This is a genomic window from Rhizobium sp. ZK1 (assembly GCF_047782645.1).
Taxonomy (GTDB): Bacteria; Pseudomonadota; Alphaproteobacteria; order Rhizobiales; family Rhizobiaceae; genus Rhizobium.
The window spans coordinates 4430236-4441442 of the sequence record NZ_CP180586.1 but is presented as its reverse complement, the minus strand read 5'-3'; the positions used below and the strand labels follow the sequence as shown (position 1 = coordinate 4441442).

Annotated in this window: 12 protein-coding genes; 11 read left to right on the top strand and 1 reads right to left on the bottom strand. The window is 61.0% G+C overall.

Features of this window, described 5'->3' with window-relative positions; genetic code table 11:
* Positions 1-42: 42 nt before the first annotated feature.
* The 11 genes from ACK9YZ_RS22330 (at position 43) to ACK9YZ_RS22280 (ending at position 10304) form a co-directional block, all read left to right on the top strand.
* Positions 43-492 carry a PaaI family thioesterase gene (locus tag ACK9YZ_RS22330; RefSeq protein ID WP_183802656.1) on the top strand — a complete coding sequence of 150 codons (450 nt, stop codon included), beginning with the start codon at positions 43-45 and terminating at the stop codon, positions 490-492.
* Positions 489-1127: a 5'-methylthioadenosine/S-adenosylhomocysteine nucleosidase gene (locus ACK9YZ_RS22325; RefSeq protein ID WP_216756758.1), complete on the top strand. Its 639-nt coding sequence runs from the start codon at positions 489-491 to the stop codon at positions 1125-1127. The genes ACK9YZ_RS22330 and ACK9YZ_RS22325 overlap by 4 nt, the downstream gene beginning before the upstream one ends.
* A gap of 92 nt (positions 1128-1219) precedes the next feature.
* On the top strand, positions 1220-2782 hold the full coding sequence (guaA, locus tag ACK9YZ_RS22320; RefSeq protein ID WP_216756757.1) for a glutamine-hydrolyzing GMP synthase: 1563 nt from the start codon (positions 1220-1222) through the stop codon (positions 2780-2782).
* A gap of 635 nt (positions 2783-3417) precedes the next feature.
* Positions 3418-4137, top strand: a complete 720-nt coding sequence (locus ACK9YZ_RS22315) for an AAA family ATPase (RefSeq protein ID WP_416065210.1) — start codon at positions 3418-3420, stop codon at positions 4135-4137.
* Between the two features lie 155 nt (positions 4138-4292).
* On the top strand, positions 4293-4919 hold the full coding sequence (locus ACK9YZ_RS22310) for a 2'-5' RNA ligase family protein (protein ID WP_416065209.1): 627 nt from the start codon (positions 4293-4295) through the stop codon (positions 4917-4919).
* A 69-nt stretch (positions 4920-4988) separates the two neighbouring features.
* Positions 4989-6050 carry a succinylglutamate desuccinylase/aspartoacylase family protein gene (locus ACK9YZ_RS22305; protein WP_416065208.1) on the top strand — a complete coding sequence of 354 codons (1062 nt, stop codon included), beginning with the start codon at positions 4989-4991 and terminating at the stop codon, positions 6048-6050.
* A 103-nt stretch (positions 6051-6153) separates the two neighbouring features.
* Positions 6154-7284, top strand: coding sequence for a TIGR03364 family FAD-dependent oxidoreductase (locus ACK9YZ_RS22300; RefSeq protein WP_416065207.1), 1131 nt, complete (start codon positions 6154-6156; stop codon positions 7282-7284).
* Positions 7281-8060, top strand: a complete 780-nt coding sequence (gene phnX, locus ACK9YZ_RS22295; RefSeq protein WP_416065206.1) for a phosphonoacetaldehyde hydrolase — start codon at positions 7281-7283, stop codon at positions 8058-8060. Before ACK9YZ_RS22300 ends, phnX begins: the two co-directional genes overlap by 4 nt.
* A 68-nt stretch (positions 8061-8128) precedes the next feature.
* Positions 8129-8479: an ArsC family reductase gene (locus ACK9YZ_RS22290; RefSeq protein ID WP_216756749.1), complete on the top strand. Its 351-nt coding sequence runs from the start codon at positions 8129-8131 to the stop codon at positions 8477-8479.
* 3 nt (positions 8480-8482) lie between these two features.
* A complete protein-coding gene (gene ybaK, locus ACK9YZ_RS22285) occupies positions 8483-8956 on the top strand; it encodes a Cys-tRNA(Pro) deacylase (protein ID WP_416065205.1) in 474 nt (157 codons plus the stop codon).
* 94 nt (positions 8957-9050) lie between these two features.
* Positions 9051-10304 carry an aminopeptidase gene (locus ACK9YZ_RS22280; protein WP_416065204.1) on the top strand — a complete coding sequence of 418 codons (1254 nt, stop codon included), beginning with the start codon at positions 9051-9053 and terminating at the stop codon, positions 10302-10304.
* On the opposite strand, the gene ACK9YZ_RS22275 is transcribed toward ACK9YZ_RS22280, so the two are convergent.
* Positions 10252-11175, bottom strand: coding sequence for an EamA family transporter (locus ACK9YZ_RS22275; RefSeq protein ID WP_416065203.1), 924 nt, complete (start codon positions 11173-11175; stop codon positions 10252-10254). The genes ACK9YZ_RS22280 and ACK9YZ_RS22275 overlap by 53 nt on opposite strands.
* Between the last annotated feature and the right edge of the window lie 32 nt (positions 11176-11207).

Genomic DNA, 11207 nt, shown 5'->3' with positions numbered 1-11207 from the left:
CCGCCCGGCCATGCCACTTTCGCGGCGGTGAGAGGGACTGCGATGAACGACACCGACAGGGGCGATTTCCGGGAACGGATCCGCCAGAATTTTTCCCGCCAGGCGGCCATGCATACGATCGGCGCGGAGCTGACGCGCGTCGAGCACGGCATGGTGGAAATCGAACTTCCCTTCGACGTCAAACTGACACAGCAGCACGGCATTTTGCACGCGGGTATCATTTCCGCGGCGCTCGATTCGGCCTGCGGTTTTGCTGCCTACAGCGTTATCGATGCCGATGCCTCGATCCTCACGATCGAGTTCAAGGTCAACCTCATGTCGCCGGGGCGCGGCGAGCGTTTCCTCTTCAGAGGCGAGATCACCAAGCCCGGCTCCAACATCATCGTCGCCGATGGGCGAGGTTATGCGATCAGCGACGGGCCGGCCAAGCTCATCGCGTCCATGACCGGGACGATGATGGTCATTCGCGGAAGAGAGGGAATTACGGGATGAAATTCGAACTGAAGTCGGTCGCAGGCAAGTCCATCCTGTTCGTCATGGCCGCGGAGGCCGAATATGGCCCCTTCCTGCGCTCGCGCATCGAGCCGCTGATGACCGGCGTCGGCCCTGTCGAGGCTGCAATCGCGATCTCCAAGTCGCTCTCCCGTCTCGATGCGTCCGACGATCTGCCCGATCTCGTCGTCTCGCTCGGCTCTGCCGGTTCGGCGCGCCTGCAGCAGACCGAAGTCTATCAGGTCACCGCCGTCTCCTATCGTGACATGGACGCCTCACCGCTCGGCTTCGAAAAGGGCAAGACGCCTTTTCTTGACCTGCCGGCCGATCTCGAACTGCCGCTGCGCATTCCCGGTATTCCCGAGGCCACCCTTTCCACCGGCGGCAACGTCGTCTCGGGTTCCGCCTACGCCAATATCGCAGCCGACATGGTCGACATGGAGACCTATGCCGTGCTGCGCGCCTGCCAGGGCTATAAACTGCCACTGATCGGCCTTCGCGGCATTTCCGACGGCGCGGTGGAGCTGCAGCACATTTCCGGCTGGACCGAATATCTGCATATCGTCGACCGCAAGCTTTCCTACGCCGTCGACAGCCTGTTTACCGCTCTGGAGGATGGCGTTTTCTGGTTCTAGCTCCGCAAAACAGAGACAATCGGGACAATAAAAGCCCGCTGCGGCCGATTTCCCGCATTGCAAGAAGAGGCGCTTTTCATTAAAGGCTCGCCATGACCCAGACAGCACATCCCGATAGTGTTCTCATCGTCGATTTCGGCAGCCAGGTGACCCAGCTCATCGCACGACGCGTGCGCGAAACCGGTGTCTATTGCGAGATCGTTCCCTTCCAGTCCGCTGAAGAGGGCTTCAGGCGCCTTCAGCCGAAAGCCGTGATCCTGTCCGGCAGCCCGGCCTCGACGGTCGATGAAGGCTCGCCCCGGGCACCGCAGATCATCTTCGACAGCGGCCTCCCGGTCTTCGGCATCTGCTATGGCCAGCAGACGATGTGCATGCAGCTCGGCGGCATGGTGGAAAGCGGTCATCACCGCGAATTCGGCCGTGCCTTCCTCGAGGTCGATGAGGACTGCGCCTTGTTCGAAGGCCTCTGGTCCAAGGGTTCGCGCCATCAGGTGTGGATGAGCCACGGCGACCGCGTGACGAAACTGCCCGAGGGCTTCGAGGTTGTCGCAACCTCGTCCAACGCGCCTTACGCCTTCATCGCCGACGAGAAACGCAAATATTACGGCGTGCAGTTCCATCCGGAGGTCGTGCATACGCCCGATGGCGCCAAGCTGATCGCGAATTTCATCCATAACATCGCCGGCATCCAGGGCGACTGGACCATGTCCGCCTACCGCCAGAAGGCCGTCGAGGACATCCGCAAGCAAGTCGGCGACAAGCGCGTCATCTGCGCGCTATCAGGCGGCGTGGATTCCTCGGTTGCAGCCTTGCTCATTCACGAAGCCGTCGGCGACCAGCTGACCTGCATCCTCGTCGACCACGGCCTTATGCGCAAGGACGAGGCCGCAGGCGTCGTCGCCATGTTCCGCGAGCACTACAATCTGCACCTGATCCATGTCGACGCCGCCGACCGCTTCATCGGCGAACTGGAAGGCGTTTCCGACCCGGAAACCAAGCGCAAGATCATCGGCCGCCTCTTCATCGAGACGTTCGAGGACGAAGCCAGGAAGCTCGGCGGCGCCGATTTCCTCGGCCAGGGCACGCTCTATCCTGATGTGATCGAGTCCGTTTCCTTCACCGGCGGCCCGTCGGTCACCATCAAGTCGCACCACAATGTCGGCGGCCTGCCGGAGCGCATGAAGATGCAGCTCGTCGAGCCGCTGCGCGAACTCTTCAAGGATGAAGTACGCACGCTCGGCAAGGAACTCGGCCTGCCGGACAGCTTTATCGGCCGCCATCCCTTCCCGGGTCCAGGCCTTGCCATCCGCTGCCCAGGCGGCATCACCCGCGAGAAGCTCGAGATCCTGCGTGAGGCCGATGCGATTTATCTCGACGAGATCCGCAAGGCCGGTCTCTATGACGCGATCTGGCAGGCTTTCGCCGTGCTGCTGCCCGTCCAGACCGTCGGCGTCATGGGCGACGGCCGCACCTACGAATTCGTCTGCGCGCTCCGCGCCGTGACCTCCGTCGACGGCATGACGGCGGATTTCTACCATTACGACATGGAATTCCTCGGCCGCGCCGCCACCCGCATCATCAACGAAGTCCGCGGTATCAACCGCGTGGTCTACGATGTGACGAGCAAACCGCCGGGCACGATCGAGTGGGAGTGAGGGGGGCGCGCTATCATTTCGATGAATTTGGCGATCTCAATTTTGATATAGGTTGATTTCTATCGAGAGATCAGTGAGCCAATTCGAAAAATCCTCGATCACGAAGTAAAGACGCCGTAAATCCAGGCACTCCGTAGCAATTCGAATGGAGCCATCCAGCTCGGTCCAATATCGGAAGGTTATCGAAGGCGGGTAGATAGAAGTCAGTTCAACTGCGCGCCCGAGCATATGCTCCAGCATTTGGCATCGCTAATCAAAATTGCTGGTGGCGTTTCGAAACGCTTCAACAAGCAATGCAAAAGTTCAATTTCCTCTTCATCACTTGCAGACATCATCACACACCAAAGGTCACTGACTATTTTTATCGTAGACGCGTTGCCACAAAATATAGCCACGCCAGGCTGCTGAGTGATTTTAACGCCCTAAAGTTCGGTAAGCACCGCGGCTCGCTGCCACTGGTCGGCTAAGAATTGCACCCCAAAAAAATCAACCTCGGAAAGCAAGGAAAAACAGCGCCACGCAAGGTTGCTGTTTGACCTTTTCATCTCATCACTGCGAAAGCCGCTGTTCCTTAAAGCCCGAGACGGGCCTCTCCCAGGGATGACCGCCGTCAACTCATCAACCCGAGGTAATCGATGCCAATCATTACATTTGCGAATACGAAAGGGGGCGCCGGCAAGACGACGGTCGCTCTCGTTCTTGCCACAGAACTGCCTCGCCGTGGCCATCGCGTTTCCGTTCTGGATGCCGATCCGCAGCAGTGGGCCAGCCGCTGGCACCGTCTGTCCGGTGAAGCAGCCGAATTCGCCGTGATCTCCAATGTCGCGGAAGATACGATCGAACAGCAGATCAAGGACCTAAAGAAGCGCGGCGGTTATATCATCGTCGACCTGCCGGCCGGCATGAGCCCATTGATGGCGAAGGCCATCGGCTTTTCCGATCATGTCATGGTTCCGGTGCAGGGCTGCGCCATGGATGCCGTCGGCGGCGCGCAGGTGCTGGAAATCATGAAGCAGCTTGCTTCCCAGCACGATATCCGCATCCCGCATTCGGTCGTCCTGACCCGCATCAGCTCGATCATCACCACGCGTGCGCTCCTGGCCGTCAAGGGACTGCTAGCGCAGCAGCAGGTGAACGTCATCGATACGGCACTGATCGAACGCGCCGCCTACCGCGACATGTTCGTCTCCGGCGGCAGCCTCTATACGATGGATCCTGCACGCGTCAGCAACCTCGACAAGGCGCAGGGCAATGCTCGTCTTTTGGCAGAGGACATTCTTCGTCTCGTGCCGCCAAAGTCCGCGCGCGCCAAGTCTTCGAAGAAGGCAACTGACGTCGTCAAGAGCGCGGCTTAAGACGCCATTCCCCGTTCATTCGATGCCTGCAAGCGGCTGCCTTTCGGTAGCCGTTTCTGTTTCGAGCATAACTTCTGCGATAAATGTTCTTGTTTTGTTCTTTACAAACAGATCGACTTCGGTAAGCTCCTTCTTGTGCAACAAGGAGGCGGGCGATGCAGTCCGTAGTTCAAATGCCTCACTTTCCACTCGATCCGAATGGCTCAGATCCCCGGAAGAAATCCACGCCCGTCGGGGAACGTCACCACCGGCTATTCTTCATGCTTCGCCCGACCATCGAAGCGGCTTGCGAAGCGCTGGAGATCGCTCAAGCCTATCGCAACGCCCACTCACTGACCGGACCTCCCCGGCCCCGCGAGTTGCTTCATGTCACGCTGAATGGTATCGGCGCCTACCGCAGGCTGCCGCAGGATATCGTGTTCGGCGCAGAACAGGTTGCTGCGACAGTGCGCGCCCGGCCGTTCGATCTCGTGCTCGATGAGGTCATGAGCTTCAGCCATCCAGGCGAGCCGCAGGCCTTCGTCATCTGCAGCAGGCAGGAAAACGAGGCGCTGCTAGATCTTCGTCGCCAGATCCAGGAGGGCTTATACGAGGCTGGATTACCCTATAACCTCGGCGGCCACCTGACGCCGCACATGACACTCCTCTACGATCGCAAGACCGTTCTGCCTGAAAAGCTTAACCGGCCAGTGCAGTGGAATATCCGGGAGTTCCTGCTGATCCACAGTATCTATGGAAAGAGCGAGCACAAGGTCGTCGGCCGTTGGCCGCTGCTCGGCTGAGTCGCGCTTGCGCCTTGGAGGGGGATTCGCATAAGACTCCCCACCCAATACGAAATGCGGAGCAAGACAGTGGACGTTTCAGAGGTCATCATCCCCGGCGATACTCCCGGCGTCGAATGGCGGTTGCCAGTCATGCGTTTCAAGGGAAATGATCCTGCCGCGCCCAAGGTCTATATCCAGGCCGCACTGCATGCGAACGAACTGCCGGGAACGGCGCTGGCGCATTTCCTCTGCGGCAAGTTACGGGAGGCCGAAAGCGAAGGGCGGATCACCGGTGATATCACGCTCGTGCCTCAGGCAAACCCGATCGGAGCGGCACAATCGCATTTCGGCGAACTGCAAGGCCGGTTCGATCTCGGTTCGAGGACCAATTTCAACCGCGACTTTCCGCTGATCTCCGTCCGTGACCAGCCAGAACTCATTGACGAGCTTGATAAATATCCGGCTGCCGATCGGCTGAAGCGGGAGCTGATCCATATGGCGCTCGACGCCGATCTTGTGATCGACCTGCATTGCGACGATGAATCGCTGCAATATGCCTATATCGACGAAGCTTTCTGGCCAGAGGCGGCGGATCTTGCGAGCGCGCTCGATATGGAAGCGGTACTGCTTTCGGATGGTGAGAGCTCAGCCTTCGAAGAAGCGGTTAGCTTCGCCTGGAAATATGAGGTGCCGGGCGAGCGCAAAGCAAGGCTTCCGGGCAAGCTTTCCGTGACGGTGGAACTGCGCGGCCGGCGCGATGTCTATCCTGGCATGGCCGACAAAGACGCCGAAGGTCTTCTGCAGTTCCTAATCGGGCGCGGTGTTGTCAGCGGCAAAGCGGCCGGAGATGCTTCCTTCTCCGGGCCGGCCGTGCCGCTCGACAATGTCGAGATTGTTCGCGCGCCGCAGGGCGGCACCGTGCTGTTTCACCGCAATATCGGCGAGCGTGTTTCGGAAGGAGAGCTTCTGGCCACGATCGTCACCCGCCCGGGCTTTGCCGAAGGCGATATCGATATCCGCGCGCCACAGGACGGGCTGCTGCTCACCCGCACGTCCGATCGGCTCGTACGCCGGCGTGGCGACCTGATGAAGATCGCGGCCGACCGACCGAGCAAGGCAACGCGAAAGGCCGGTACGCTGGAAGACTGACCGGCGTTCTTTTCCACATGCGCATGTAAGGCGCCGCGCAACTGTCACACAGGCTTCAAAAAAATCCGCCAAGCCGTGGCAGACATGTTGCGAAGGAGCTTTCATGCCGCATTACGACATTGCGATCGTCGGCGCGGGTATTGTCGGGCTGGCGCATGCGTTGGCGGCGGCAAAGCGCGGCAAACGGGTCGTCGTTATCGACCGCGACGCACAGGCAAATGGCGCCTCGGTGCGCAATTTCGGCTTTGTGACGGTGACCGGCCAGCAGGCCGGCGACTGCTGGGACAAGGCACGCCGGGCCCGTGATATCTGGGCCGAGATTGTCGACGATGCCGGCATCGACGTTCTGCAACGCGGGCTTTTGCTCGCGGCAAGGCTCGACGAATCCGAAGCCGTGATCGACGCCTTCCTGCGCACACCGATGGGCGAAGGCTGCGAAAGGCTGACGCTCGACGAGGCGCGGCGGCTTGTGCCGGCGCTGCGGCAGGAAGCGAGCCGCTTCACGCTCTACAGCCCGCATGAACTGCGCGTCGAATCCCGCACGGCCATTCCGCTGCTCGCCCGCTATCTCCAAGTCAAATATGGCATCGACTTCCGCCGCTCGACAGCGGTGAACGCCGTGGAACCGCCACGGATCGAGACTTCAACCGGTGTGATCGAAGCGGAGATCGTGGTCGTCTGCCCCGGCGACGATTTCAAGAGCCTGTTTGCTGACCGGATTGCTGCCTATAACGTCACGCGCTGCAAGCTGCAGATGATGCGTATCGTGCCGGCTCAGCGGGTTTCGCTGAGCACTGCCGTCATGTCCGATCTCGGGCTTGGGCGTTATCTCGGCTATGCCGAATTGCCTGAAGCGACGGCCCTGAAGGCACGGCTCGACAGGGAATTCAAGCCGGAACGGGAAAACGGCATCCACCTGATCGTCACGCAATCGGAGGACGGCTCGCTGATCGTCGGCGACAGTCATCATTACTCCGAAACGCCCGATCCTTTCGGTCTGGAGCGGGTCGATCGGCTGACCCTCGACGAGATGGACGCCGTGCTCAATCTGCCGGGACGCTTCATCACCGAGCGCTGGATCGGAACCTATGCCTCCGCCCCGGACCGCTGGCGCTTCACGGACAAGCCTTCTGACGCATTGCGCATCGTCGTCGTCACGGCGGGCTGCGGTGCTTCGACCGCCTTCGGCATCGGCGAGGAAACCATCGAGGATCTTTACGGGAGCGCAGCATGACGCAATTCAAGGCAGTGATCTTCGACTGGGCCGGCACGATGATCGATTTCGGCTCCTTCGCACCGATGGGCGCCTTTGTGGAAACCTTCGGCAAATTCGGCGTCGAGGTGACGATCGCCGATGCCCGCAAGCCGATGGGGCTTCCGAAGCGGGCGCATATTGCCGCGATGCTGGCCGAGCCGCATATCGCTGCCCGCTGGCAGGCGGCGCAAGGCGCGCTTCCGAACGAAGCGGCGATCGATAAGGTCTACGAGCTCTTCGTGCCGCTGAACGAAGCTGTCGTGGTCGATTACTGCACGCTGGTGCCGGGCGCGATCGAGACGATCGAATACCTGCGCGAGCGGCAGATGAAGATCGGCTCGACGACGGGTTATACGCGCTCGATCATGGAATGGGTGTTGCCGCTCGCCGCCGAGCAGGGTTACGCGCCCGACAACCTCATCTGCGCCGACGATCTGCCGCTCGGCCGACCGACGCCGATCGGCATGTATAAGTGTTTCCTCGACCTGATGGTCTATCCAGCCTCCGCCGTTCTGAAGGTCGACGATACCGCGCCCGGCATTGCCGAGGGTGCCGCCGCAGGCTGCGTGACCGTTGGCCTGACGCTTTCCGGCAACGAGGCCGGCCTGACACCTGAAGAGGCGGATGCGCTTTCGCCGGAGGTGCGGGCCGAGCTGCACAGGCGGATCGGCGAGAAGCTTATTGCTGCTGGCGCCGATTATGTCATCGAGACGGTGGCCGACCTGCCAGCGCTCATCGAAGAGCTTGAGGGATAAGGGACAGACGACGTTTGCAGCGCTCGCCGGGCGTGATATCTCCCTCGGAAACAGGGAGATCCATCGGCATGGCCGTTACCATCTACGGTATCAAGAACTGCGACACGATGAAGAAGGCCCGCAGCTGGCTGGACGGTCATGACGTCGCCTATGATTTTCACGACTACAAGGCCGTCGGCATCGACCGGGCGCATCTGGAACGCTGGATCGACGAGGCGGGCTGGGAAACGGTGCTGAACCGGGCCGGTACGACCTTCCGCAAGCTGCCGGATGCGGCGCGCGAAGATCTCGATCGCGAAAAGGCGATCGCCCTGATGCTCGACCAGCCGTCGATGATCAAGCGGCCGGTGCTGGAAACCGGCGGCAAGCTGCTGGTCGGCTTCAAGCCGGAGAACTACGCGCAGACGTTCAAGGGCTGAGCCATGTCCAAGACCACCCGCGCGACCCAGGTTCTCACACAGGCCGGCGTCGCCTTTACGGTTCATACCTATGACTATGATCCGAATGCCGAGCGCGTCGGGCTGCAGGCCGCCGAAGCGCTGGGTGAGGAGCCGCATCGCGTGCTGAAGACGCTGATGGCGGAAGTCGATGGAAAGCCGGTCTGCGTGGTCGTGCCGTCCGATCGCGAGGTCAGCATGAAGAAGCTCGCCAGCGCCTTTCGCGGCAAATCCGCCAATATGATGAAACCTGCCGATGCGGAGCGGCTGACGGGATACCATGTCGGCGGCATCAGCCCGTTCGGGCAGAAGAAGATCGTGCCGACAGCACTCGAGGAGACGGCGCTTGCGGAGCCGCTGGTCTACATCAACGGCGGACAGCGCGGGCTGCAGGTGCGGCTGGACCCCAAGGACGCACTGAAAGCATCGAAAGCGACGGCCGCAGCCCTGATCGCCTGAGACGAGATGAATTGGCCCGAGCACTTCATTTTCGCCGTAAAGGGGTCTAAGTCTTTCACCTCCCGTCGCAGATATCAAAAGGCAGGTTGATCCCATGACGTTCATGCCCCAGAGCCACAGCTCCGTCGATCCCATCAAACTCGAGAAGCTCGCGGAAGTCGCCATCAAGGTCGGCCTGCAGCTTCAGCACGGGCAGGATCTCGTCATCACCGCCCCTGTCGTGGCACTGCCGCTGGTGCGGCTGATCACCAAACATGCCTATCTCGCGGGCGCTGGCTTGGTTTCGACCTTCTATTCCGACGAGGAGACGACGCTGGCGCGCTATCAGTATGGCAGCGACGAGAGCTTCGACCGGGCTTCCGGCTGGCTCTATGACGGCATGGCGAAGGCCTATGAGAAGGGCTCGGCGCGCCTTGCAATTGCAGGCGACAATCCGATGCTGCTGTCGGAGCAGGACCCGAGCAAGGTCGGCCGCGCCAACCGCGCCAATTCCACGGCCTACAAGCCGGCGCTGGAGAAGATCTCCAACTTCGACATCAACTGGAACATAGTCTCTTACCCGAACCCCTCCTGGGCAAAGGTGGTCTTCCCCGACGATCCGGAAGCGATCGCCGTCGCCAAGCTCGCCAAGGCGATCTTTGCGGCGTCCCGCGTCGATCTCGACGACCCGATCGCGGCCTGGGCCGAACACAATGCCAATCTCGCCAAGCGTTCGTCCTGGCTGAACGGCCAGCGTTTTGCCTCGCTGCATTTCACCGGACCGGGCACGGACCTCACCGTCGGCCTGGCTGATGGACATGAATGGCATGGCGGCGCCTCGACGGCAAAGAACGGCGTTACCTGCAATCCGAACATCCCGACCGAAGAAGTCTTCACCACGCCGCATGCGCTACGCGTGGAAGGCCATGTGTCGAGCACCAAGCCGCTCTCGCATCAGGGCACGCTGATCGACAATATCCGGGTTCGCTTCGAGGGCGGCCGCATCGTCGAGGCCAAGGCCTCGCGCGGCGAGGAGGTGCTGAACAAGGTGCTGGATACGGATGAAGGTGCACGCCGGCTCGGCGAAGTGGCGCTGGTGCCGCATTCCTCGCCTATCTCGGCAAGCGGCATCCTCTTCTACAATACCTTGTTCGATGAGAATGCCTCCTGCCATATCGCGCTCGGCCAATGCTATTCGAAATGCTTCCTCGACGGCGCTTCGCTGAGCCAGGAACAGATCAAGGCGCAGGGCGGCAATTCCAGCCTGATCCATATCGACTGGATGATCGGCTCCGACAAGGTCGATATCGACGGCATCAGGCCTGACGGATCGCGCGTGCCGGTGATGCGCCAGGGGGAATGGGCGTAACAACGCCCGCCTTCGGCATCAGGCTGCGCTGGCTGAGCCAGACGCTGACCAGAACCATGACAAAACCCGAGAGCTGGGTTGGCGTCAGGTTCTGGCCGAGCGCCAGCCAGCCGAGCAGGGTCGCGACAACAGGGCTGAGGAAACCGAGCGATGCCGCGGCCGAAGGCTCGATGCGCGAGAGACCGCGGAACCAAAGCAGATAGGTGAAGGCGGCACCAATGAGGCCAAGATAGGCGATGCCGAGGATATTGGCGGCCGTCGGTACGGGAAGCGCGGGCTCCAGCAACAATGCGATTGGCACGAGCACAATGCCGCCCGCGGTCAATTGCCATGAGGTAAAGGTCAGGCTGGAGACGGGCGGCTGCCAATGGCGGGTCAGCACCGTGCCCAAAGCCATGGAGACGGCGCCGGCGAGACCTGCGGCAACACCGACAGGATCGAGAGCCGCTTTGGGGCTCAGCACTAGAAATGCCACCCCACCCATCCCGATCAGACCGGCAACGACTGTGAGGAAGCGGATCGGCTTGCCCAGGAAGAGGCGCGACAGTGCAATGACGATCAACGGCTGTACGGCGCCGACGGTAGCGGCCACGCCGCCAGGCAGCCGGTAGGCTGAAACGAAGAGCATCGCCCAGAAGAATGAGAAATTCAGAGCGCCGAGAATGAAGGCGCGGCCCCACCAGATGCCTGTGGGCAGCTTCCAGACAATCAGCAACAGAAGCAGGCCGGCCGGCAATGCGCGCAGCATGGCGACCGTCAGCGGATAGCCCTGCGGCAGAAAAGACGTCGTGACGAAATAGGTGCTGCCCCATATGGCAGGCGCGATCCCGGTCATCAGCACATCTGCGGCATAGCGCGAACTTGTCTTCATCTCAAGAATCTCTACTTCAAGATAAATTCAGA